Here is a 24234-nt window from a genome sequence, read left to right as displayed (position 1 = left end):
AATACATATGGCAAATCAAAAAATAATAACATTTGACAACTTGTCGTTACAAGATTTAGGAGATGGTGATTCAGAGTTTATTCCAATTTTTTCGAGTGAAGATGAAGAAGAAATGAATAAAGAAGAGTTACCTACTTCACTTCCGATATTACCATTGCGAAACATGGTATTATTCCCAGGTGTAGTGATTCCTATTACAGCAGGTAGAGATAAGTCTATTGAATTATTAAATAGAGCAAATAAAGGAGATAAAACGATAGGTGTAGTAGCGCAGATAGATGAGGGTACTGATGATCCTGGTATCAATGAGATATACCATACAGGGACAGTGGCTCGTATTATCAAGTTATTAAAGTTGCCTGACGGAAATATCACAGTTATCTTACAGGGTAAAAAACGTTTTGAGATTACAGAACTAACACAAGAAGAACCTTATATGAAGGCTAATGTGGTGGCTCGTGAAGAGAAGCGCCCTAGCAAGAAGAATAAAGAGTTCTCAGCTATTGTAGATTCTATTAAGGAGACTGCTTTAGAAATTATCAAAGAGAATCCTAATATACCATCAGATGCAGCATTTGCTATTGAGAATATTTCTAGTGAATCTTTCTTAATTAACTTCGTGTCTTCTAATATGAGTATGGATATTGCTGATAAGCAACGATTACTTAATATAGATGATCTAAATGCTAGAGGATTAGAAGCTCTAAAGATGATGACTTTAGAGTTACAAAAACTTCAGTTGCGCAATGATATTCAAACGAAAGTTAGAGTTGATTTAGACCAGCAGCAAAAAGAGTATTTCTTACACCAACAAATGAAAACAATCCAAGAAGAATTGGGTGGTTTCTCAAATGAAGAGGAGTTTGAAGAAATGCGTAAGAAAGCTGCTAATAAAAAGTGGTCTAAGGAAGTACAGGAGCGCTTCGATAAGGAGTTAATGAAGTTCCAAAGAATGAACCCTCAAGTAGCTGAGTTTGGTATTCAACGAAACTATTTAGAGTTGTTTTTAGAGTTGCCTTGGAATCACTATTCTAAGGATGTCTTTAATTTAAAGAATGCTCAGAAGCAGTTAGATAAAGATCATTATGGAATAGAAGAGGTGAAGAAGCGTGTCTTAGAGCACATGGCTGTTCTGAAGTTAAGAAACGATCTTAAGTCTCCTATTCTATGTCTATATGGACCTCCAGGGGTAGGTAAGACCTCTATCGGTAGATCTATAGCAGATGCATTAGGTCGTGAGTATGTACGTATTTCTCTAGGAGGGTTACGCGATGAGGCAGAGATCAGAGGGCATAGAAAGACATATATCGGGGCTATGCCTGGACGTATTATTCAGAGTCTAAAGAAAGCAAAGACATCTAATCCTGTGTTTTTATTAGATGAGATAGATAAGCTGTCTTCTAGTCATAATGGTGATCCTTCTTCTGCACTGTTAGAAGTATTAGATCCAGAACAAAATCACGAGTTCTATGACAACTTCTTAGAGATGGGGTATGACTTGTCTAAGGTGATGTTCATCGCGACATCTAATAGTCTAAGCACTATACAACCTGCATTAAGAGACCGTATGGAGATTATCGAGATGACAGGGTATACGATAGAAGAAAAAGTAGAGATAGGAAAACAGCACCTGTTAGAAAAACAATTAAAGGCACATGGAGTAACTTCTAAAGATGTAGTGATTGGTAAAAAACAGATGGAGTTTATCATCACGAATTATACAAGAGAGTCTGGAGTACGTGGCTTAGATAAACAACTAGCACACATCGCTAGAGGTGTGGCTAAGAATATCGTGATGGAAGAGGAGTATAATGTGAAGATGACAGAAGAGGATATCAAAAAGATCTTAGGTACACCACGTTTTGAAAATGATAAGTATGAGAATAATGATGTGGCTGGTGTAGTAACAGGATTAGCGTGGACTAGTGTAGGAGGAGATATTCTATATATAGAATCAATTATCTCTAAAGGTAAAGGAGAACTATCTATCACGGGTAACTTAGGTACAGTGATGAAAGAGTCTGCTACTATCGCATTAGAGTATATTAAGGCTCATGCAGAAGAGTTAGATATAGCTCAAGAAGTATTTGATAATTATAAGATACATATCCACGTACCAGAAGGGGCAACGCCTAAGGACGGACCTAGTGCAGGTATTACGATGTTAACCTCTATGGTATCGTCATTTACTCAACGCAAGGTGAAAAAGAACTTAGCGATGACAGGTGAGATAACTTTAAGAGGAAAGGTGCTTCCTGTAGGAGGTATTAAAGAGAAGATTCTTGCAGCTAAGCGTGCTAATGTGAAAGAGATCATCTTGTGTAAAGATAATAGAAAAGACATCGATGATATTAAAGAAGAGTATCTTAAAGGATTGACTTTCCATTATGTAGATAAAATGGAAGAAGTCTTAGAGATCGCAATTACAAATCAGAAGGTAAAGAATGCTAAGAAGCTAGAAGTAGCTAAAAAGTAAAACTTATTAGATAGGATAGAGAAAGCCTCACTTTTATAAAAGTGAGGCTTTTTTAGTTATAAGAGGTTCTTGGCTGTATTTTGTGACCTTAAAATGATGGGAATTTTTACAGATTAACTTACTTTTGCTAGCCATTATTGTAGAAAATAGTCGTATTTTTAAGGTGCTTTTTTAGTATTTGTTTTACAATGAGTGTTTTAAAAAGGTGTTTTGATTAGAAATAGCTATTTATAAAGTGTTTTTAAAAAGATACGAAAGCTTATAAATACTACTATATTTGACAAATCAATGAGTTTTAAACTAATTTTAAATTTTTCAATTTGAAAAAGATTACTATAGCGATTGATGGTTTTTCCTCTACCGGGAAAAGTACATTAGCGAAATCATTAGCGAAGTCTCTTAGCTATGTATATATAGACACAGGAGCTATGTATAGAGCGGTTACTTTGTCTGCAATGAGAAAAGGTTTGATAAAAGAAAATTACTTCAATAGAGAAGGGTTAATAGAGTCATTACCATCAGTAGAACTACACTTTGAGTACAATCCAGAGAAAGGATTTGCAGAAGTGTTCTTAAACCAAGAGAATGTAGAAGGTGTGATACGCAGTTTAGAGGTATCACAGTTTGTAAGTCAGATAGCAGAAGTACCTGAGGTAAGAAGAAAGTTGGTAGAACAACAACAAAATTTAGGTAAGTCTAAGGGGGTAGTAATGGATGGAAGAGATATAGGAACAGTTGTGTTTCCTGATGCAGAGTTAAAGATATTTATGACTGCCTCTCCAGAAATACGTGCTCAAAGACGCTTTGATGAATTGAAAGATAAAGACCCTAATGTGAGTTATGATGCAGTGTTTCACAATGTAGTAGAAAGGGATAAAATAGATACAAGCAGAGCAGATTCACCACTAGTAAAGGCAGATGATGCTGTAGAGGTAGATAATTCTAATTTAACTATAGAAGAACAGTTTAATTTAATTCTGGATTTAGCGCAAAAAAGAATTAAATAAATTATTATAAACACACTTATAAAACGAGGTTTAAGGGCATAAACTCTTAAACTAATAACACAGAAATAATATCACACGTAATGAATGTAAAAGCAAAATTGACGTTGATGAGTTACCTCGAATTTGCTGTTTGGGGGGCTTATTTAACATCTATGGGGAACTATTTAGGATCAGTTGGGCTAGGGCCTAAGATTGGTCTTTTTTATGCCATGCAAGGTATAGTATCTATTTTTATGCCTGCTATCATGGGAATAGTAGCTGATAGATGGATACCAGTTCAGAGGTTGTTAGGATTGAATCACTTAGCCGCAGCTATTTTTATGATTGCTACAGGTTATTACGGTTTTATAGCAGGAGGGGATGTAGACTTTACAACGATCTTTACACTTTACACTTGTAGTGTAGCTTTCTTTATGCCTACAATCGCTTTATCTAATTCAACTTCTTATGCAATATTAAAACAGAATCACCTCGATACGATTAAGGCCTTTCCGCCTATACGTACTTTTGGTACAGTAGGATTTATCTGTGCGATGTTGTTTGTTAACTTTTTTGGGTTCCACAGTGATGGTTCTTTAGGGTTTAACTTTGGTGGAGATATCGCTTTTGAGAGTTTTCAATCTAATTATTATCAATTCTTTGTATCAGGTGTTTTAGGAATAGTTCTTTTCTTATACAGTTTCGTATTGCCTAATTGCCCTATTAATAAATCTAATGAGAAGCAGAGTTTAGCAGATGCTTTTGGACTAAAGGCATTCAGTTTGTTTAAAGAGAAGAAGATGGCAGTATTCTTTATCTTCTCAATGTTGCTAGGAGTGTCATTACAGATTACGAATGGGTATGCGAATCCTTTTATTACGAGTTTCTCTAAAGTACCAGAATACGCTGACTCTTGGGGAGCACATAATGCTAATGCGTTAATCTCGTTATCACAAGTTTCAGAAACCTTGTGTATCTTGTTAATTCCATTTGTTCTTAGAAAATTTGGTATTAAAGTAGTAATGTTGATGTCAATGTTTGCTTGGGTTCTTCGTTTTGGATTCTTTGGTATAGGTGATCCAGGAAATGGAGTATGGATGTTTATATTGTCTATGATTGTTTATGGAATTGCATTTGACTTCTTTAATGTATCAGGTTCTCTATATGTAGATAATGAGACAAGTGAAGATATTCGTTCTTCTGCACAAGGAGTATTTATGATGATGACTAACGGTTTTGGAGCAACAATAGGTATGCTTATCGCTCAGTACATTGTGAATCACTTTGTATATAGCCAAGAAGATGTTACTTTACAGTTAGAAGGTTGGAGACATTCATGGCTTATATTCGCAGGATATGCTTTAGTAGTAACTATATTGTTTGCTATTATATTTAAGTATAAACACAATCCACAGGCTGTAGAAGAAAACATAAAAGAGTAAATATGTATTCTTTCTTTTAAGAGAATATTTTTAGATATAAAAAAAGCGTGCTAAATCTTGATTTAGCACGCTTTTTTATGGTTCGATTATCTTATTTGTTCTTGCGTTTAGCAGCTCTTTTGGCTTCTACTGCTCTGTTACGAGGTTTAGTTTTACGTGGGTTACGTTTACCAGGACCTCCAAGATTTACCTTTTGGTTTTTGTCTTTTTTCTCGTGGAAAGCAGCTCCTTTTTCTATTGGCTTTTTAACCTTAGCAAGTTGTTTAGACTTTAACTTAGATTTTTCAAACTCCATAAGTGACTCAGAGATGACTACTTCTTCTGGGATTGTCATTGCTCTAAGTTCTTTCTCCATTAGAATCTCTGCAGCTAATTTTACTTCTTCCTCTTTAGGGTCTACGATAGAGATAGCCGTACCTTTTTTATCAGCACGTCCTGTACGTCCTATTCGGTGAATATACTGTTCTGGAGAGTCAGTGAACTGTAAGTTGATTACGTGGCTAATATCAGAGATATCAAGTCCACGAGCCATTATATCTGTAGTTAGAAGACCTCTTAATTCATTCGCTTGGAACTCAGCCATAGATCTCATACGGAAGTTCTGAGATTTGTTAGAGTGAATTACAGTGAACTCTTCAGGAAAGGCTGCGTCTAGCTTTTCCATTACAACATCTGCAAGACGTTTACTGTTGATAAAGATAAGTACTCTATTAAACTCTTCTTTATTGCTAAGTAAGTGCATTAATAGATTTAACTTCGTGTTGAAGTTAGGTACATTATATATCTGTTGATCTATATTCTCTAACGGAGTTCCAGAAGGAGCAAGAGATACTTCTTCAGGGAAGTCAAAATATTCGTCAAGTACTTCGTCTACTTCTTCTGTCATAGTAGCAGAGAATAAGATATTTTGACGTTTTCCTTTCATCATTGTAAGAATAGATGTAAGCTGTGTTCTAAACCCTAAGTTTAGTATTTCATCAAATTCATCAATGACTAACTTCTGTAAATTATCAAAACGCAATACTCCATCTAGAGCTAAGTCCATCATACGTCCAGGTGTACCTACTAGGATATCTACACCTTCATAGACAGCTTTTCGTTGTGTATTGATATTGGTACCACCATATACCCCTAATGTTCTTACAGACATATAGGCTGTAAGCTTTTCTACTTCATCTACTACTTGTACTACAAGTTCACGTGTAGGTACTAGTATCACTACTCTAGGAGATTCAGCATGGCTAAACTTCCATTGTTTTAAGATAGGTAGAAGGTAGGCAAATGTCTTTCCTGTACCTGTTTGGGCAATACCCATCATATCTCTTCCAGAAAGAATAACTGGAAATGATTTAGCTTGTATAGGAGTTGGTGAAATAATATTAAGCTCATTAAGAGCTTTTTCAAGGGCTTTCGGTAGATTAAATTGCTCGAAAGTATTCATATATGTCGATATTTGCAGCAAAGATACGTTTATTTTTTTTGCAATATCAAATAGTTTCTATTGTCTTAACGAATAGTTTTTGAGCTAAATAGGATAAAATAGCTAATAAAAAAACAATTACATAAGTCCTTGTAATGAATTGTGCTCCCATTAGAAAAGTGGAGACCTAAACTTACTATAGACTTAAATGATTTTCTTGATTACTCTTAGTTTATGAGTATGTCTACCAGAATCGATATTATAAATTCCTAAGTGATCTAGTCTGTCTATACGGACTTTTCCATGAGCATGTATGATATAGTTGTTCTCCATGATTATCCCTACATGGATGATATTACCCTCAGCATTGTCAAAGAAAGCTAAGTCACCTATTTCGCTTTCTTCGATGAAGCTTAAGGCTTCTCCTATAGCTGCTTGTTGTGAGGCATCACGAGGAATTCTATATCCATTGATTCTGTAAACCATTTGTGTAAAACCAGAACAGTCTATTCCGAAAGGCGTTTTCCCTCCCCATAAGTAAGGAGTATTTAAGTACATAAACGCAGTCTTTAGAAAAGTTTGTTTTGTAAATTGACCAGTGATAGTCAGTCCTTCATAAGTGAAGTTATCTGTATTGATGCTGTTCTTTTTTAATCCTGTAAGACAACTACCAAGAGGTACTGCCATTAAGTGATTGTTGTTAGAAGAAATAAAGTCTACTAACTCCGCAGAGTGAATAACAGATGTGTTTTGAAGGTATTTATAATCTTCTTCAGAGATTTCTTGATATTGTTTATTATCTATCCAACCTTGGTACTTGTCGAAAGCTAATTCTATTTTCGACCACTTCTCTGTTCTTTCTAAAATAGTAAAGTGTTCACCGAAAAGGACTTGAGAGACCATTTCGCTTCTGTCGCTTGGTTCAAGTCTTAAGGGTACAATGGCAAGGTTGCAATATGCAAACATAATATAGGTTTGAATTAAAGTACAAAAATAAAAGATGAGTTTGAACTAATCAAACTCATCTTGAATATATTATTAAAAATTAAGCTCTTTCGATAACTAATGCTGATGCACCACCACCACCATTACAGATAGCAGCAGCTCCTATTTTTGCATTGTTTTGTTCTAATACACTTAATAATGTTACGATGATACGAGCACCAGAACATCCTAGAGGGTGACCTAAAGAAACAGCTCCACCGTTTACGTTTACCTTTTCTGGATCGATATTAAGTAATTTAGTATTTGCAATACCAACTACAGAGAACGCTTCGTTAAATTCGAAGAAGTCCACATCTTCGATAGCTACATTCGCTTTTTTAAGCGCTTTAGGCAATGCTTTAGCAGGAGCAGTAGTAAACCACTCAGGCTCTTGAGCAGCATCCGCATATCCTTTGATATAAGCTAGAGGTTTTAATCCTAAGCTTAAAGCTTTTTCTTCACTCATGATTACTACAGCAGCAGCTCCATCATTGATAGTAGAAGCATTAGCAGCAGTCACCGTTCCTTCTTTTGTAAAAGCAGGGCGTAAAGAAGTAATCTTATCTAATTTTACATTTGTGTATTCCTCATCCTTAGAAACTACGATAGCATCTCCTCTTCGTTGAGGTACAGATACAGGAACTACCTCGTTGTTAAACTTACCAGCATCCCATGCTTTTGCAGAACGCTCATAAGATTTAATAGCGAAGTTATCTTGTTCTTCTCTTGAGATATTATGTGTACTAGCGCATAAGTCAGCAGATACTCCCATAGCATTATTGTCATAAGCATCTACTAGACCGTCATTTTGTAAACCATCAATGATAGTTGCAGGACCAAATTTGTTACCATTACGCATGTGAACATAATGAGGAATCATACTCATATTCTCCATTCCACCCGCTACAACTATTTCTGCATCACCTGCCATAATAGCTTGTGTCCCTTGCATAATCGCTTTCATACCTGATGCACAAACTTTATTTATTGTAGTACAAGCTACCTCTTTAGACAAACCTGCTTTTAAAGCCGCTTGACGTGCAGGTGCTTGTCCTTCTCCTGCTTGAACTACATTCCCCATCAATACTTCATCTACTAGATTAGTATCAAGGTTGATCTTATCTAGCGCCCCTTTAATAGCAGTAGCACCTAATACTGTAGCTGGTACAGTTGATAAACTTCCTAAGAAACTTCCTATTGGTGTTCTAGCAGCAGAAACAATAACTACTTTTTTACTCATAATTTATAGAATTAATTAAGTTTGATTTTTGTTTTAAAACTTTAGACCTTCTGTAAGGCTCAATAAAGATGTGGGAAAATACATAAAATATCTTGATTTTGGATAATTATCTAAGAAATAAAAAAATAATGTTTTTTTTATTTGTGTTTACTTCCTTGACTATGAATAGGTTTGTTTTTATGTGGTAATTTTTTGTTGTTTTTTTCTTTCAAAAGCTTGCATAGAACCAAAAGTAGTGCTAAGTTTGCATCCGCATTAGAGAAGTAATTCTCTTAGCAACGGAGAGGTGCCGGAGTGGTAACGGAGCAGATTGCTAATCTGTCATCGGGTAACCGATGCCAGGGTTCGAGTCCCTGTCTCTCCGCTTCTTTCGGGGTGTAGCGTAGCCCGGTCATCGCGCCTGCTTTGGGAGCAGGAGGTCGCAGGTTCGAATCCTGCCACCCCGACGAAAGAAAAACATCTAATGTTTTTTGGTTAGGTCCAATAGCTCAGCTGGATAGAGCAACTGCCTTCTAAGCAGTAGGTCTCAGGTTCGAATCCTGATTGGATCACAGAAGCCTCAACGTAAGTTGAGGCTTTTTTGTTTTTAAATTGTTTTAGTTGATTTCTTTAAACAGAATAATAACATTTATTTTATTCTATAAAAGCTTAAATGTTATATCTTTATATAAACTAAATAATTGAATAATATCTAATTATGGGTAAACAAGTGTCTTTAAGGTTTACAAATAAAGCAGGAAGTGTAGTTGCTAGTATTTCTGTGTTGTCTTTTAAAGAAGATAATACATTCATAGTGTATACTCCTCAATTAGATATAAGTGGATATGGTAATACTTATGAAGAAGCCCTAAATTCTTTCGAGAATTCGCTAGAGATGTTTCTAGACTATACAACTAATAAAAATACTTTGTATAAGACTTTATCTGATTTAGGTTGGAAACTTATAAAAGGGAGTGAGAAAAAGCCAAAAAAAATATCAGCTCCTCTATTGAGTCAGTTGATAATAAAAAATGATTATTTAGCGGATTTATTGAATAATCAATCTTTACAAACCTCAAGTAAAGAAGTAGTAATCCCTATTTAATAACTACGTATGAATACCTATAAGCTCAGTAACATTCCTCTCAAAACAATGTGTTGGTTTATAGAACATAATGGATGTAAGGATGTCGGAGGAATAGGTGGGCATAAAAAATATGTAAGAAAAGACTTGACTAGACCGATTATTATACAATCACATATAGATCCTGTGCCTGAGTTTATTGTTAAGCAGATTCTTCGGCATTTAGGTTTTGATAAAAAGCAGTTTCATGAGTATTTAAAAGCTTATTATTAAGTATAGAATATATAAGAGATTATTTGTCTTTTTGCGTTCAAATGGAATGCTTATTTTATTCTTCATAACAGTAGTTTTTAGTTCTTTTCTTTTTTACAGTAATGTGTCTTGTTAGGAGGGAGAATAGTTAAATCTAGAAGTGGTGTCAATATTTTGTCACTAGGTAAAATCAAATCTATCCTATAATCTAGGTCTGATAGAATAAGAATATCCTACAGAATCTTATTTGCACACCCCAGATATCCTTTTTATTTTTGAGACTAACGACAATAAAACTTACCGTAAATGATTACAGCTATTCAAGATTGTGTCTTAGTCAATCAAAAGAATATTTTTTATAAACACTTTTTTTATCAAGGAGAGAGTAAGTACACGCTAGTATTATTACATGATTCATTAGGCTGTGTTACCCTGTGGAGAGATTGGCCAGAATTGTTAGTAGAACGGTTGCAGTGTGATGTAGTAGTATATGACAGAGTAGGGTACGGGCTATCAGATAAGATGGATACTACGAAGAGAGGAAAAGACTATCTAAAGCAAGAAGCAGTATTCTTAAAAGACTTATTGGAAGAATTAGAGTTAGAGCGTGTCGCTTTATTTGGGCATAGTGATGGTGCGTCTATTGCTCTATTATTTGCAGCAATGTATCCAGATCACACTTTAGCCTTAGTAGCTGAGGCAGCACATATCTTTGTAGAGAAAGTAACTTTAGAAGGAGTGCAAGCTGCTAAGACTGCTTATGAGACTACAGATTTAGCCGAGCGCTTGGTGAAATATCACGGAACTAAGGTAGATGATGTAGTCCGAGCATGGGTAGATACTTGGTTATCTTCAGAATACCAAGATTGGACAGTAGAAGAGGAGATGAAAGGAATACTGTCTCCATTGTTATTTATACAAGGAGATCAAGACGAGTATGGTAGTCTAGACCAAGTAGAGAAAACAATAGCGAAGGCTCAAGGAATTGCAGAGAAGGTTATTTTTCCTAATGTAGGGCATACTCCGCATAAAGAGATAAAAGAGCAAACACTAGAAGTTATAGTATCGTTCTTTCAAAAGAACATATAATTACAGTGCTTTTAGCGCTTCTATTTTGTCATAGAATAGTTTCTCTAGTCTTGGGTCAACACTACTCAAATAAGCGCTCTTTAAGCTTTCTAAGTATTTGTTTAGATCAGTTACGGTACTTCCAGGGTCTAGGTGAAAAGGTGTACTTAGATTCTTAGAAAGAATAATTTCGAATGCGTTGTTGATGTATTGTTGTTTATCCATGATTCTACAGATGTAATTAGAGTACAAAGGTACACAGAATTCAGAAGCATTAAAAAAACAAAGAGCGCTTATTTAATGTATTAAATAAGCGCTCTTTGTTTTGGCTTTATATCTAGATTAGATTCCTTTAGTTGGAATCTCTATTTCATATACTTTGCCTTTTACTTTTAAACTAGTGTTTACTAACCATGGGTTGTATAGTTTTAGTAATTTGTAGTTGATACCTTGTTCTTTTGCGAATAAAGCTAAGTCATCTATATCATAAGATACACTCACTTTTTTAGTAGGTACTATTGGATATTTTTCAGATTCCGGAACGTCAAAACCGTATTTTACAGGGTTAGACATAATCTCTTTTAAGGCTAATATTCTGAATACGTATCTAGAAGTCTCTTGGTTTAAGAATAAGTCATAGTAGTCCTCTACATATTGACTTTCCATAGCGCGTGACATACCAGCCATTCCTCTATTATAAGATGCAGCAGCCATTGTCCAGCTACCGAAACGGTTTTTGGCACTTTGGAAGTATCTGCACGCAGCTTCTGTTACTTTGATTAAGTCGTATCGTTCGTCTACGTATTCATCTATGTATAAGTTAAAGTCCTTAGATGTTCCTTTCATGAACTGCCAGAATCCACTAGCTCCAGCAGGAGATACCGCATTAGCTAGTCCGCTCTCTATCACACATAAGTACTTAAAGTCATCAGGAATACCATTCTTTTTTAAGATTGGTTCGATGATAGGGAAGAACCTATGCGCTCTTTTTATCGTTGTTATGGTCGTACCGTGAAGATTCGTATTGATGATCATCTCTCGGTCAAATCTTTCTTTTACATCTATCTTGTCTAAAGGAGCTTTTTCTCCAGCGAAGTTAGCAGATAGCGGTAGAGGATGAGCGTGTAAGGCAGCTTCATTATGATCCTCCGTAGAGCTAGCTATAGTAGTAGCAAACATAAACGAAGAAGCTACTGCTATAATAGCAGCGGTTACAAATACAGTTCTAAGTGTCTTTTTCATTATTTTTCTTAAGTATAATCGTTTCTAAATTTTCATTAAACCATTTGTGCTTGATGATAATCATCGCATGAGTACCTCCTTTTACCTCGATGGCAGATTGTATATTCTTGTAAGGGAATATCTCATCGTTAGTCCCGTGTATGTGTACTACATTAGCTAATGGTTTGTCTTGTTTCCAATGCAGTACTTCTCTGATACACCAGTCTACATATTCCTTATCTCTTATCGGGAGATAGCGATCATATAGTGCTAATCTTTTCTTCTTTTTCTCTGAAGCTGTTTTTTTGATAACGTTCCAAAGAGTAGGGATAAGAGATGTAGGCAACCATTTATAGAGTCCTGTTTTTCTAGCGATACGATAGCGTTTAGGGAACTCTTTATTAGAACGTACACTCGAAATAATAATTGTCTTTCTTACAGAAATTAATTTACTTATTTCTTGAGCTATAATTCCTCCAAAAGAAACGCCTATTAAGATAGGATTATCATGTGTGATTAGGGGAAGATAACGCTTTACGTATTGTTCTAGTGATTCAGATTTATTTATAGGTAACCATTCTAAAAAGACAATTTCAAACTTTTCTTGATTCAAACTAAGATGTTCAAAAATCAAAGAAGTAGAGGACATACCTGGAAAGAAATAAATAGGTATTTTGCTCATTATAAATATTTTAAATCGTTTTTATAAGGTTATGTGGAAAAAAATCCCGAACTTTGCTAAATATAGAGATTATAGTAACTTAAAAAAAGAAATACTAGATATTTTATTTTTTACTACAGTTTTAACGAGAAATAATCCAATAAGAGCAGATTTATCGCATATACATCATGAGGTATATTAGTGATTAGAGATAATCATTTAGCATACCTGAGGTACTGTTATATGCTATAGTGTATTAGTTGGTCGTTAGAGAGTAGGAGTATACACTTACCCTCCTAATTAGTTTAGGAAGCACTGCAGTTATTATAATTTGTTTTGTAATCATAAAACTTGGAGATATAATGGAAATTAAAGACAATGAGTTACTACGTCAGTTCGAGTATGAGACTGAGCAAGGGTTGCTTAGTGTAGAGTATTCACTACAAGAAAGAAAGATTTTTCTTACAAAACTTACTGGATTAGAAGAAGCTTTACCAACACAAGCGTCTGACTTTTTAAAAGGTATTTTGGAGATGTTGAGAGAGAAGAGATTAAGAGTAGTACCTACACATCCTAAGATTGTTTCTTTCTTTAGAAAGAACCCTACGTATAAAGAGATGTTACCTCCTGGTATCCGTATCTAAGTAATATTATACACTTTATAGCCTTTTAAAATAATAAGGACTAAAAAGTAATGATATAAAAAAGCCTGTTTAGAAGATTCTAAACAGGCTTTTTTATATTTCTATATTGTATCAGATTTCTAATCTGTGACGGTCTATTGATGTCGTGTATAAACTTGTGTTAGATAAACTCTAACCTTACGATACCATCCTCATCTATCTTCGTTAATTTCACTGCGTGTAACGTATTTACTAAGGCTGGATCCCATGGTGTTTTTACCTTCACATAGTTCTCTGTGAATCCGTGGATATATCCTTCTTTATTCTCACCTTCAAACAGAACTGTTTTCTCTTTCCCGATTTGAGACTCATAGAACGCACGGCGTTTCTTTACAGAAAGTCCTCTTAGCATTTTACTTCTCTTATTACGTACATTCATAGGTACCACTTCATCCATATCTACAGCCTCTGTATTATCGCGCTCTGAGTATGTAAATACGTGTAGGTACGAAATGTCTAAATCACTTAAGAAATTATACGTCTCTAAGAATTTCTCATCAGACTCACCAGGGAATCCTACGATCACATCCACACCGATACAGCAGTCTGGCATCACTTCTCTGATCTTCTCTACTCTCTCTACATATAACTCACGTAGGTAACGACGTTTCATTTTTTTAAGAATGTCGTTACATCCAGACTGTAATGGAATGTGGAAGTGAGGAACGAATGTTCTACTCTTCGATACGAAGTCTATTGTCTCATTCTTTAATAAGTTAGGCTCGATAGAAGAGATACGAAGTCTCTCTATACCCTCTACTTTATCTAATTCTTGTACTAGTTCTAAGAAAGTGTGTTCGTGTTTCTTATTCCCAAACTCTCCTTTACCATAGTCACCGATATTCACTCCTGTCAGTACGATCTCTTTTATATTCTGAGCAGAGATCTCAGCTGCATTTTTCAATACATTATCCATAGTATCACTACGTGAGATACCACGAGCTAATGGGATGGTACAGTATGTACATTTATAATCACATCCATCTTGTACTTTAAGGAAAGCACGTGTTCTGTCACCTATAGAATAACTCCCTACGTAGAAGTCAGCCTCTGAAATTTCGCATGAATGCACTTGTCCCATTTCATTTTTAGACAAGTCATTGATGTAATCTGTTATTTTAAACTTCTCTGTTGCTCCTAATACTAAGTCTACACCATCTACAGAAGCTAGTTCTTCTGGTTTTAATTGAGCATAGCATCCTACTGCAGCTACGAAAGCTTTATCGTTTTTCTTCTGAGCCTTTTTTACTATTTGCTTAAATTGTTTATCTGCATTTTCTGTTACAGAACATGTATTGATAACATATATATCAGCCACTTCTTCGAAATCTACTCTATCGAATCCTTCCTCTGCAAAATTTCTAGCGATAGTGGAAGTTTCTGAGAAGTTAAGCTTACAACCTAATGTATAAAAAGCTACTTTTTTTCTATTTTCCATAATGATTACTTACTAAGTAGTAACTTTGAATTATATTTACTTTTTCAATATTGAAAAGGTTTGCAAATTTACGTACAAAAATCGGTTTGATGAAATCAATAATTCATTACGTTTCAATATTTTGTGTCTGTGCACTGACGTTTTCTTGTCAGAAAAAAACAGCTAATCAGGATAAAAATTTAGTTTTTAGATATAACGAGAATGCTAATATTCAGACACTAGACCCTGCTTTCGCAAGAAATATGGCTATCATCTGGCCGTGTAATCAACTCTTTAACGGATTAGTGCAGTTAGACGATAGCTTGCATATACAAGCAGATATCGCCAAGTCATGGACGATCAGTGAAGACGGTAAGCAGTATGACTTTATGCTGAGAAGGGATGTCTATTTTCACAAGCATAGCCACTTTGGGGCAGATAGTACTCGTGCAGTAGTAGCTAGTGATTTCGAATACAGCTTTAACAGGGTATTAGATGCAGATGTGGTTTCGCCAGGAGCGTGGATATTCCAGAAGGTAAAGAATTTTAAGGCAATCAATGATACCGTCTTTCGCATCGAATTAAAAGAAGCTTTTCCTGCCTTTTTAGGATTGCTGTCGATGAGGTATGCTTCTGTAGTACCGAGAGAGATAGTAGAGGATAAGACGATAGACTTTCGTTCTCATCCCATCGGTACAGGGCCTTTCTATTTTAAATTTTGGGAAGAGAACATTAAGTTAGTCCTTCGCAAAAATCCAAACTACTTCGAAAGAGATGAACAAGGCAATGCATTGCCTTATCTAGAGGCAGTAGCCATAACATTCTTGCCAGATAAGCAGAGTGGTTTTTTACAGTTTTTGCAAGGTAATCTAGACTTTATATCCGGCTTAGATCCATCTTATAAGGATGATATTATCACAGAGAATGGAGAGTTAAATCCGAAGTATAAGGAGAAGGTGCAGATGGTGACAGGCCCTTATCTAAATACAGAGTACCTAGGCTTTAACTTAGAGGCACCAGGTGCTATACAAGATGTAAGAATACGCAAAGCCCTAAATATGGGGTTTGACCGAAACAAGATGTTGTTGTATCTGCGTAGTGGTATGGGAGATGGAGCAGTAGGAGGAATTATACCACAGGGTCTCGGAGGGCACTTTAGTACTGATAAACTCTATAATCCAGAAGAGGCTAAAGCACTAGTGGATGATTATAAGAAGACGAGTAAAGAGAGTAAGGTAGAGATCACCTTGTCTACGAATGCTAACTATCTCGATATCGCAGAATACCTACAACGCGAGTGGAAAAAACTAGGGATAGAAGTAATAGTAGATGTGACACCGCCTGCTTCTCTACGTCAGGGTATGGCATCAGGTAAGGTGTCATTCTTCAGAGGAAGTTGGATAGCAGACTATCCTGATGCAGAGAATTACCTTTCGTTATTTTATTCAAAGAACAAGGCTCCTAATGGGCCTAACTATACTCGCTTCACTAATCAAAAGTTTGATCAGCTCTATGAACAAGCTTTTAAAGAAGTGTCAGAAGAGAAGCGAAATAGTATCTATCAACAGATGGATCAGATTATAGCAGATGAGGTACCCGCTATCATCTTGTTTTACGACAGAGCAGCGAGGTTCTCTCATCAGAATGTAAAAGGACTAGGAATTAACCCTATGAACAATTTATTTTTAAAGAGAGTTTACAAAGAATAATATAGTCCCGCCGCAGTACCTACTGTGGGATAAGAATACAAAAAGTCAGTTCACACGATCTTGTGTGGGCTGACTTTTTTGTTTTTAGGAGTGTATAAGTCTTGTATTTATTTATGAATAGGTAGTAGGAGACTGTTTAGAGAAGTTTCGAAGTTGTTTACCATTATCCAGATAAGCTCATTAGAGGAGAATAGGTGGAATACAAAAGAAGCATTGTTCGACAAACAAGGCTCTAGCTCCACCATTCTCGAGGTATTGTCCATGTATTGTCGAGGGATTTGCAGATATCGTTAATGTTTATAGGGGTTGTGGGCATTTTAAGAGGAAGTGTATAATTAGGTGTTTTGTGTTTAATGTGTTGATATATAGTGTTTTGATTGTTTTGAGGTTGTGAAAAAAATGAGATTGTTTTTTTATTAATTACTCTGTTTAGCAGGTTTTTTGGGGGAGAAGGATAAAAAAAGAGAGATAGAAGTGACTTTTTTAGTCTTTATAAGTCTTTATACTAGCTGAAAAATAAAAAAGTAAACTAATTAATTTTGAATACATCTTACAGGTTTGTAGGAATTGAGAATCAGTGTTGTAGTTTTGAATGTATCACATAAATCAGAAATGCATTAGAATAGTGTCGTGTTTTGATTGTATTTCATCAAGTAAAACATAAGTGAGTCATCAGCTGTAAGTACCAGTAGGATGAATATTATTGCCTATTTATATCAGTAGATGTAGTGAGGATATGGATGTATTGTTTATTTTTGCGTATACCACCATTATTATAAAATAAATACCTTACGAACATGATGAATGAACTAGTTGTTTTAGTTGTAGATGATGAACCTAAAGTAGCTGAAGTACTCAAAACGATTATAGAGAAAAAAGTAGTATACCACGAACGAATAGTCGTACATACTGCCCATTCTGTGCAAGAAGCTGTAAAAGAAGTTAATGCTATATTACCTGATATTGTATTCTTAGATATTCACATGCCTGAAGAGGATGGATTTGAGTTATTTAATTATGTAGATAAAAGTACTTTCGAAGTGGTGTTTACTACAGCGTATGACCAGTATGCTATAGAGGCCATTAATAAGTATGACTGTCTGAAGTATCTACTGAAGCCGATAGGGATACAGGATGTACAGAACGTATTCGACAAATATAAAGAACTAGAGGGATATCACTACTTTTATAAGATTATAAAGAATAATCAGAAGCGCTATATCGTACGAGTAGAAGACATCGTGTACTGTAAGGCTGCGGATAACTACTGCGAGATTTATTTAAAAGATCAGAAATATTTAGTGTCTAAGACATTAAAGAATGTGGAAGATAAAATAAAGCATAAAAACTTTAAACGTGTAAATCGCTCTTATTTAGTGAATGTAGATCATATCGATTATATCGATAAGGATACGAATGTGATTTGTTTTAAAGAACAGATGGTAGTGAATCATGAAGAGGTGGATAATGTGATTACGGTGGCTTCTGCTATGATGAAGGAGCTTAATAGCCTTAATATATGAGATATTTACTAACTGTATTTTTTGTATTCTTTTACTTTATAGGATTCGGGCAGGGGATTATCACGAAGCAGTATACCATAGAGAATGGTCTGATGGCTAATGATGTACGTGCGCTATGTGTGGATTCTAAAGGGATAGTATGGATAGGGTCTCGATCTGGTCTAGCACAAAAAATACAAGGTATAGTAAAAGCGAATGAGGATGCTGCTCGATACCGATATACTAATATAACAGATATCATAGAGGATGATAAGCAGGGTATCTGGGTAGGGAGTTATGGACAAGGTATCTTATATAGAGGTAAAGGTGAGGTGCGTATCATCAGTGTACAGCAGGGACTTATCTCTAATAGAATAAGGCGATTATATCACAATGGTGATTATATCTATGTAGCTACCTCTGATGGGGTGTCTCTGATCTCTAAAAAAGACTTCTCAGTTATTACTCCTAGTTTTGTTACGAATAAGCATCACCCATTTGAGGTAAGTGATTTCTTTGAGTATCGAGGAGAGGTATATGTAGCTACGATTAATGATGGAATATTTAAGCTCATAAATAATGAGTTAGTTCTAGTAGAAAAAGAGGGAAGAATATTTGCTGCTATTGGTTTTGACGATAAGGTGTTTATCGGAGGTCAGGATGGCTTAGTAGTCAAAGATTTATCTACTAAAAAAGTGATAGCCAAGTATGATATTCCACCAGTCAAGGATATAAAGAAAGCAAATAATCAGCTGTATATCGTCAGTGGTGGAGTAGATGATAATAATGGGCGACTGTATAGATGGGATGGAGTCTCATTAGATAATATCACAGAGTACTTAGGAGTAGCTTCTACGGACTTCTATTCTGTGGGATATGATGAAAAGAATGACTTCTTATATATAGGGACTAAATCTCAAGGGGTATTTCAGATCGATTTATTCTCTCCTCTGAGTTATGATAGCTCACACGGAGGAGTATCTGTTATAAAAAAGTTGAAAGACAGAGTGTTCTTCTTTACTCAAAAAGGAGTGTTGATACAGAATAAAGATGAGGAAGTAGGGACTATACCTCTATCAGCATTTAAGCATTATCAAGAACAGCATTATCGCAAACATTTAGCTATAACTACGAAAAGCAATCACTTTTTTGAGATTGATTATACGGTGCCTGTAGATAAGATTATATTCTACTCCGCAGTAGAGTATAATGGTGCGATTTGGGTTAGTAGTAGTATAGGTGTGTTTCAGATAGGGTATAACGGGTATATTTTATCTTATCATTCTATTCATACCTACCAGTTTGGCTTTTATCAAAACAGATTTATTGAGACTAATCCTTTTGGAGGAGTAAGGGTGTATCAGGATTTGAATAAGATGGACTATCAGTACCACTTTAGGGTAGATAGTGAGGATATACCAAGAGATATCGTAGATATAGAGTATGTAGGAGACAAGATGTTTTTGGCAGGAGCTCTAGATGGATTGTATACTTTCGATGGAAAGAACTTTATGTCCTTGTCTAAGCGCAATCTGTTTCCTGAGAATAGATTAAAGAAGATAGAGAGAGGAGCTAATAATACGCTTTACGTAGCTACGGACTTTAATGACATTTATATACTAGAGACGCAGAGCGGAAAGTATATGGTGAAGGACTTTATCTCAAATAAAGATATTGTAGGAGCCAATATAACCTTGCTCAAGTGTATAGGACAAAAGATCTTAATAGGAACGAGTAAAGGGCTAACCGTTATAGATGATAATCACAAGTTTCAATTTAATAAGGAACAAGGCTTTGGCAATGAAGAGATCCTATCTTATGAGTTAAAGGATAATTTGCTATTCATAGGGACAGTAGATGGGGTGTATACGTTAGATATCACTTATTTTAAAAGAAGAAATGTTCAGTATGAGGTCAATATTTCGGAGATTACAGTCAATGGACATGAATTAGAAAAAAATGGTGAGGTCTATCATCATATACGAAAGTTAGAATTAGATAGCAGAGAGAATAATATTCAGATAGGCTTCGAAGTATTAGGAACGAAGTTTCCAGGCAAATTAGAGTTTCAGTACCGCTTAAAGTTAGGCGAGAATTGGATCAGTGTAAAAGAGAATAGGCTAGATTTACATTATCTAGAGTCAGGACTATATCCTATCGATATTAAGGTGTATGACTATGACAGTGGAAATGAACTAATATACCCACTCTTATTAGTAGAGGTAGATAAACCGTTTTATGCAAAGGCTTGGTTTATTATATTATGTGCTATTCTACTATTAACTGTTTCTTCTTTGTTCTATTTATTTAGGTTTAAACAGTTGAGAAAAGTTCAAATAGCAGAACGTAAAAGGCTAGAATATCAAAAGAGATTAGCAGAGGTAAAATTACAGTCTGTACGTAGTCAAATGAACTCTCACTTTATCTTTAATGTATTGAGTTCTATTCAGTACTATATTATAAAAGAAGAGGTAGATGATGCACTCTTTTATTTAGAGCGTTTTGCTCAATTGATTAGGACAACATTAGATATGTCTACCAGAGAACGCATTACCTTAAATGAGGAATGCGAGTACCTGAGCACATACGTCGAGATTGAAAATATGCGATTAGACGGAAGGGTGAGTTTCGAGATAGATGCAAAGGGAGTAGATCTAAGAGGTATATTAGTTCCTCCTTTATTACTACAGCCTTTCGTAGAGAATAGTTTAGTACATGCTTTTCCTCAGCATATAAAGAGTCCTCGTATTGTGATTCGTATTTATAAAACAGAAGAAGAGTATTTAGCTATAGAAATAAAGGACAATGGAGTAGGAAATACTGCTGTGAATAATAAGAAACATGAGTCTAAAGGTATGGCTATCGTGAAAGAGAGAATCTCACTAATCCAATCGTATCTAGATGATGACTTAATCATCAAGCATGATAGCGAAGGAACATTAGTGAGAATAGTATTAAAAAATGTTTTAAAGTAATCAATGAAGAGATTTCTTTTTTTAGGCATATTCATTATGTATATGCTGTCTAATGTATATGTGTTTTTTAATTATAGTGCATTAGTTAGAGATAGTGATTTTAGTATAAAGGTGTTATTTGGTGCTATAGCATTGACGATGTCGTTAAGCATACTTATATTCTATGGTGTAGGGAAGAGAATGCCTGTATATTTAGCATCATATTTCTATAGAATAGGTACGGGTTGGCTTATGTTGAGTATATACGCTTTTATGCTGTGTTTACTTTTTGATATAGGAGCATTGATTAATCATTTTACACAGCAGTCTACCTTGTTTATTTATGATCATTACTCTTCTGCACGTGGTTCTCTATTGATACTGTTGACATTAGTAATTGCGTTTATAGGACATATTACCTATCTTAAAAAGAAGAGAAAAGAAGTAGTGATCAAGGTGAATAAGAAGTTGCCTAAAGAGCTTCGTTTTGTTTTGTTAACAGATTTGCATCTTGGGTATGCTATAGAACACAAAGAGTTAAATAAATGGGTAGATACTGTCAATGCAGAGCATGCTGATGCTGTACTTATCGCAGGAGATGTGATAGATGTAAGTCTGATACCATTACAATATTATAAGTTAGATGAGGTATTAAAGCAGTTTAAGAGTGAGTATGGTACATATGCCTGTCTAGGTAATCACGAATATCTGGCAGGGGTAGAAGGAAGCGTTACGTTCTTAAAATCAGCAGGTATAAATATATTACGAGATCAGGTCAAGGTACTAGAAGATATAAACGTGAATCTGATAGGACGAGATGATAAGACGAATAGACATCGTAAAGAGTTAGGTGAACTGATGGAGAACATAGATGGTGACAAACTGAATATTCTATTAGATCATCAACCTTACGCCTTAGAAAATGCGGTGAACAATAGAGTGGATCTACAGTGTTCTGGACATACACATAGAGGACAGATGTGGCCTGTGTCTTGGATAACAGATCGGTTATTTGAGAATTCGCATGGGTATCTAAAGAAAGAGGATACACATATCTATGTCAGTTCTGGTGTAGGAATATGGGGAGGTAGATATAGAATAGGTACTGTGTCAGAATACGTCGTAATCAGAGTACAAGGAATATAATAAAATAAAGGCTATTTTTGTAAAAAAATATTAGATTGTGAATTACTTATCGGTTGAGAATATAGCGAAATCATTTGGTGCGAGAACATTGTTCGAGGATGTATCATTTGGAATTAATAAAGATCAGAAAATTGCTTTCGTAGCAAAGAATGGAACAGGTAAAACAACCATTTTAAAAATCCTGACAGGAGAAGACTTTCCAGATGCAGGACAAGTAGTCATGCGCAAAGGTATCCGTATGGCCTTTTTGCCTCAGGAGCCTGTACTGCAAGATGAATTGACAATAGAAGAAAGTATTTTTGCTTCCGACAATGATACTTTAAAAATCATAGAAGAATACGAAAAAGCATTAGAAAATCCAGAAGATGTAGATGCTTATCAGAAGGCATTCGAGAAGATGGATGCTCATAATGCTTGGGATTTCGAGACACAGTATAAACAAATCTTGTTTAAGCTGAAGTTAGAAGATCTGAAGATAAAAGTAAAAACACTATCAGGAGGACAACGCAAAAGGTTAGCATTAGCTATTATCTTAATTAATAGACCAGACTTGTTAATCCTAGATGAGCCTACTAACCACTTAGATCTAGAGATGATCGAATGGTTAGAGAATTACTTCGCTAAGGAAAATATTACGTTGTTTATGGTGACGCACGACCGTTTCTTTTTAGAAAGGGTTTGTAATGAAATTATTGAACTAGATAATGGTAAGATTTATCAGTATAAAGGAAACTACTCTTATTATCTAGAGAAAAAAGAGGAACGTCTAGCGATAGAGAATGCAAGTATAGACAAGGCGCAGAACTTGTTTGTAAAAGAGTTGTCTTGGATGAGAAGACAGCCTAAAGCACGTACAACTAAGTCTAAGTCTCGTATTGATGACTTCTATGTAATTAAAGAAAAAGCACATAGTAGAAGACGTGAACACCAAGTAGAGTTAGAAATCAATATGGAGCGTATCGGTAGTAAGATCGTGGAGCTTCATAAACTACATAAGAAGTTTAAGGATAAGGTCATCTTAAATGACTTTAGTTATAATTTCAATAAAGGTGAACGTATAGGTATTATCGGAAAGAATGGTAGTGGAAAGTCTACTTTCTTAAATATCCTTACTCAAGGTATACTACCAGATGCTGGTAAAGTAGTGGTAGGAGAAACTATAAAAATAGGATACTATACACAAGGAGGGATTAATATAAAACCAGAACAGAAGGTAATCGATGTGATTAAAGAGTTCGGTGAGTATATTCCATTGGCTAAAGGTAGATCTATATCGGCAGGACAGCTTCTAGAGCGTTTCTTATTTGATAGAAAGAAACAACATGACTTCGTAGAGAAATTAAGTGGAGGGGAGCTAAAACGTCTTTATTTATGTACAGTATTGATTCAGAACCCTAATTTCTTGATTCTGGATGAGCCTACGAATGATTTGGATATCGTGACTTTAAATGTCTTAGAAAGCTTCTTATTAGACTATCCAGGTTGTTTAGTGGTAGTTTCTCACGATAGATACTTTATGGATAAGATTGTGGATCACTTATTCGTATTTAGAGGAGAAGGAGAAATAGAGGATTTCCCAGGTAACTATTCTGACTTTAGAACGTATGAAGATAGTATAGAACCAGTAAAAGAAGAGTCAGCAAAAGAGAAGGTAAACTGGAAAGAAAGTCAAGTTAAAAAAGGATTGACATTTCAGGAGCAAAAAGAGTTTCAAAAAATAGAAAGAGAGATTGCTAATCTGGAGCAAAAGAAAGTAGAAATAGAGAAATTATTTTCTGAAGGAAAAGTAGGAGATGATGAGATCGAATCTAAAGCAAATGAACTACAGAAAGTGTTAGTAGAATTAGAGGATAGAGAAGAGAAATGGTTTGAACTTTCTTCTAAAATGGAAGAATAAAAAACACCATAATTAAGAAAAATAAGAAAGGTGCAATATTGAGCAATATTGTACCTTTTTTTCGTTTAATAGCCTATTTTAGTGATGTGAGCTCCTTTAATTTAGGATTTATT

19 protein-coding genes and 3 tRNA genes are annotated in these 24234 nt (G+C 35.1%); 15 read left to right on the top strand and 7 right to left on the bottom strand.

Going from position 1 to position 24234, the window contains the following annotated elements:
- The first annotated feature begins 7 nt into the window (after positions 1 to 7).
- The 3 genes from lon (at position 8) to MODO_RS10970 (ending at position 4904) form a co-directional block, all read left to right on the top strand.
- Positions 8 to 2476: an endopeptidase La gene (gene lon, locus MODO_RS10980; protein WP_006258750.1), complete on the top strand. Its 2469-nt coding sequence runs from the start codon at positions 8 to 10 to the stop codon at positions 2474 to 2476.
- Between the two features lie 320 nt (positions 2477 to 2796).
- Positions 2797 to 3483, top strand: a complete 687-nt coding sequence (gene cmk, locus MODO_RS10975; RefSeq protein ID WP_006258748.1) for a (d)CMP kinase — start codon at positions 2797 to 2799, stop codon at positions 3481 to 3483.
- Positions 3484 to 3563: 80 nt separating this feature from the next.
- Positions 3564 to 4904, top strand: a complete 1341-nt coding sequence (locus MODO_RS10970) for an MFS transporter (protein ID WP_006258747.1) — start codon at positions 3564 to 3566, stop codon at positions 4902 to 4904.
- Positions 4905 to 4995: 91 nt separating this feature from the next.
- On the opposite strand, the gene MODO_RS10965 is transcribed toward MODO_RS10970, so the two are convergent.
- The 3 genes from MODO_RS10965 to MODO_RS10955 all read right to left on the bottom strand — a co-directional run bounded on the left by MODO_RS10965 (position 4996) and on the right by MODO_RS10955 (position 8548).
- On the bottom strand, positions 4996 to 6345 hold the full coding sequence (locus tag MODO_RS10965; protein WP_006258746.1) for a DEAD/DEAH box helicase: 1350 nt from the start codon (positions 6343 to 6345) through the stop codon (positions 4996 to 4998).
- 183 nt (positions 6346 to 6528) lie between these two features.
- The gene (locus MODO_RS10960) at positions 6529 to 7290 is read right to left on the bottom strand and encodes a C40 family peptidase (protein WP_006258745.1); all 762 of its coding nucleotides are present in this window, start codon (positions 7288 to 7290) and stop codon (positions 6529 to 6531) included.
- Positions 7291 to 7369: 79 nt separating this feature from the next.
- Positions 7370 to 8548, bottom strand: coding sequence for an acetyl-CoA C-acyltransferase (locus MODO_RS10955; protein ID WP_006258744.1), 1179 nt, complete (start codon positions 8546 to 8548; stop codon positions 7370 to 7372).
- Between the two features lie 280 nt (positions 8549 to 8828).
- Between MODO_RS10955 and MODO_RS10950 the strand changes: the two genes are divergently transcribed.
- The 6 genes from MODO_RS10950 to MODO_RS10925 all read left to right on the top strand — a co-directional run bounded on the left by MODO_RS10950 (position 8829) and on the right by MODO_RS10925 (position 10952).
- Positions 8829 to 8912 (top strand) — tRNA-Ser (locus tag MODO_RS10950).
- A 7-nt stretch (positions 8913 to 8919) separates the two neighbouring features.
- Positions 8920 to 8994, top strand: a tRNA-Pro gene (locus MODO_RS10945).
- Positions 8995 to 9025: 31 nt separating this feature from the next.
- Positions 9026 to 9099 (top strand) — tRNA-Arg (locus tag MODO_RS10940).
- A gap of 146 nt (positions 9100 to 9245) precedes the next feature.
- The gene (locus tag MODO_RS10935) at positions 9246 to 9632 is read left to right on the top strand and encodes a hypothetical protein (RefSeq protein ID WP_006258743.1); all 387 of its coding nucleotides are present in this window, start codon (positions 9246 to 9248) and stop codon (positions 9630 to 9632) included.
- 48 nt (positions 9633 to 9680) lie between these two features.
- Positions 9681 to 9884 (top strand): type II toxin-antitoxin system HicA family toxin, encoded by a 204-nt coding sequence (locus tag MODO_RS10930; RefSeq protein ID WP_225581751.1) that lies wholly within the window; start codon positions 9681 to 9683, stop codon positions 9882 to 9884.
- 285 nt (positions 9885 to 10169) lie between these two features.
- Positions 10170 to 10952, top strand: a complete 783-nt coding sequence (locus tag MODO_RS10925) for an alpha/beta fold hydrolase (protein ID WP_006258741.1) — start codon at positions 10170 to 10172, stop codon at positions 10950 to 10952.
- Here MODO_RS10925 and MODO_RS10920 read toward each other — a convergent pair whose 3' ends face one another.
- The 3 genes from MODO_RS10920 to MODO_RS10910 all read right to left on the bottom strand — a co-directional run bounded on the left by MODO_RS10920 (position 10953) and on the right by MODO_RS10910 (position 12834).
- A complete protein-coding gene (locus tag MODO_RS10920) occupies positions 10953 to 11156 on the bottom strand; it encodes a hypothetical protein (protein ID WP_006258740.1) in 204 nt (67 codons plus the stop codon). It abuts the gene before it with no gap.
- Between the two features lie 117 nt (positions 11157 to 11273).
- On the bottom strand, positions 11274 to 12173 hold the full coding sequence (locus MODO_RS10915) for a lytic transglycosylase domain-containing protein (RefSeq protein WP_006258739.1): 900 nt from the start codon (positions 12171 to 12173) through the stop codon (positions 11274 to 11276).
- Positions 12157 to 12834: an alpha/beta hydrolase gene (locus tag MODO_RS10910; RefSeq protein ID WP_006258738.1), complete on the bottom strand. Its 678-nt coding sequence runs from the start codon at positions 12832 to 12834 to the stop codon at positions 12157 to 12159. Before MODO_RS10910 ends, MODO_RS10915 begins: the two co-directional genes overlap by 17 nt.
- 341 nt (positions 12835 to 13175) lie before the next feature.
- On the opposite strand from MODO_RS10910, the gene MODO_RS10905 reads away from it, so the two are divergent.
- The gene (locus tag MODO_RS10905) at positions 13176 to 13457 is read left to right on the top strand and encodes a GNAT family N-acetyltransferase (RefSeq protein WP_006258736.1); all 282 of its coding nucleotides are present in this window, start codon (positions 13176 to 13178) and stop codon (positions 13455 to 13457) included.
- Between the two features lie 160 nt (positions 13458 to 13617).
- On the opposite strand, the gene mtaB is transcribed toward MODO_RS10905, so the two are convergent.
- Positions 13618 to 14934, bottom strand: a complete 1317-nt coding sequence (gene mtaB / locus MODO_RS10900; RefSeq protein WP_006258735.1) for a tRNA (N(6)-L-threonylcarbamoyladenosine(37)-C(2))-methylthiotransferase MtaB — start codon at positions 14932 to 14934, stop codon at positions 13618 to 13620.
- An 89-nt stretch (positions 14935 to 15023) separates the two neighbouring features.
- Between mtaB and MODO_RS10895 the strand changes: the two genes are divergently transcribed.
- The 5 genes from MODO_RS10895 (at position 15024) to MODO_RS10875 (ending at position 24121) form a co-directional block, all read left to right on the top strand.
- The gene (locus MODO_RS10895) at positions 15024 to 16622 is read left to right on the top strand and encodes an ABC transporter substrate-binding protein (RefSeq protein ID WP_006258734.1); all 1599 of its coding nucleotides are present in this window, start codon (positions 15024 to 15026) and stop codon (positions 16620 to 16622) included.
- Positions 16623 to 17419: 797 nt separating this feature from the next.
- Complete coding sequence (locus tag MODO_RS10890) at positions 17420 to 18145, top strand: LytR/AlgR family response regulator transcription factor (RefSeq protein ID WP_006258732.1); 726 nt, start codon at positions 17420 to 17422, stop codon at positions 18143 to 18145.
- Positions 18142 to 21099 carry a sensor histidine kinase gene (locus MODO_RS10885; RefSeq protein ID WP_006258731.1) on the top strand — a complete coding sequence of 986 codons (2958 nt, stop codon included), beginning with the start codon at positions 18142 to 18144 and terminating at the stop codon, positions 21097 to 21099. Before MODO_RS10890 ends, MODO_RS10885 begins: the two co-directional genes overlap by 4 nt.
- Positions 21100 to 21102: 3 nt before the next feature.
- A complete protein-coding gene (locus MODO_RS10880; RefSeq protein WP_006258730.1) occupies positions 21103 to 22224 on the top strand; it encodes a metallophosphoesterase in 1122 nt (373 codons plus the stop codon).
- 37 nt (positions 22225 to 22261) lie between these two features.
- Entirely contained in the window at positions 22262 to 24121 is a 1860-nt protein-coding gene (locus MODO_RS10875; protein ID WP_006258729.1) for an ABC-F family ATP-binding cassette domain-containing protein, read from the top strand.
- Positions 24122 to 24234: the final 113 nt, after the last annotated feature.

The sequence above is a fragment of the Myroides odoratimimus genome (assembly GCF_001485415.1).
Classification (GTDB): domain Bacteria; phylum Bacteroidota; class Bacteroidia; order Flavobacteriales; family Flavobacteriaceae; genus Flavobacterium; species Flavobacterium odoratimimum.
Note: the sequence above shows the minus strand (reverse complement) of the source record. Positions and strands in the feature narration are given on the sequence as shown.

Bases quoted from the DNA above. Each gene is read 5' to 3' on its own strand.
- mtaB (WP_006258735.1), bottom strand. From the start codon at position 14,934: ATGGAAAATAGAAAAAAAGTAGCTTTTTATACATTAGGTTGTAAGCTT.
- MODO_RS10930 (WP_225581751.1), top strand. From the start codon at position 9,681: ATGTGTTGGTTTATAGAACATAATGGATGTAAGGATGTCGGAGGAATA.
- MODO_RS10960 (WP_006258745.1), bottom strand. From the start codon at position 7,290: ATGTTTGCATATTGCAACCTTGCCATTGTACCCTTAAGACTTGAACCA.
- MODO_RS10885 (WP_006258731.1), top strand. From the start codon at position 18,142: ATGAGATATTTACTAACTGTATTTTTTGTATTCTTTTACTTTATAGGA.
- lon (WP_006258750.1), top strand. From the start codon at position 8: ATGGCAAATCAAAAAATAATAACATTTGACAACTTGTCGTTACAAGAT.
- MODO_RS10905 (WP_006258736.1), top strand. From the start codon at position 13,176: ATGGAAATTAAAGACAATGAGTTACTACGTCAGTTCGAGTATGAGACT.
- MODO_RS10935 (WP_006258743.1), top strand. From the start codon at position 9,246: ATGGGTAAACAAGTGTCTTTAAGGTTTACAAATAAAGCAGGAAGTGTA.
- MODO_RS10890 (WP_006258732.1), top strand. From the start codon at position 17,420: ATGATGAATGAACTAGTTGTTTTAGTTGTAGATGATGAACCTAAAGTA.
- MODO_RS10915 (WP_006258739.1), bottom strand. From the start codon at position 12,173: ATGAAAAAGACACTTAGAACTGTATTTGTAACCGCTGCTATTATAGCA.
- MODO_RS10920 (WP_006258740.1), bottom strand. From the start codon at position 11,156: ATGGATAAACAACAATACATCAACAACGCATTCGAAATTATTCTTTCT.
- MODO_RS10925 (WP_006258741.1), top strand. From the start codon at position 10,170: ATGATTACAGCTATTCAAGATTGTGTCTTAGTCAATCAAAAGAATATT.
- MODO_RS10970 (WP_006258747.1), top strand. From the start codon at position 3,564: ATGAATGTAAAAGCAAAATTGACGTTGATGAGTTACCTCGAATTTGCT.
- MODO_RS10895 (WP_006258734.1), top strand. From the start codon at position 15,024: ATGAAATCAATAATTCATTACGTTTCAATATTTTGTGTCTGTGCACTG.
- MODO_RS10910 (WP_006258738.1), bottom strand. From the start codon at position 12,834: ATGAGCAAAATACCTATTTATTTCTTTCCAGGTATGTCCTCTACTTCT.
- MODO_RS10880 (WP_006258730.1), top strand. From the start codon at position 21,103: ATGAAGAGATTTCTTTTTTTAGGCATATTCATTATGTATATGCTGTCT.
- MODO_RS10965 (WP_006258746.1), bottom strand. From the start codon at position 6,345: ATGAATACTTTCGAGCAATTTAATCTACCGAAAGCCCTTGAAAAAGCT.
- MODO_RS10955 (WP_006258744.1), bottom strand. From the start codon at position 8,548: ATGAGTAAAAAAGTAGTTATTGTTTCTGCTGCTAGAACACCAATAGGA.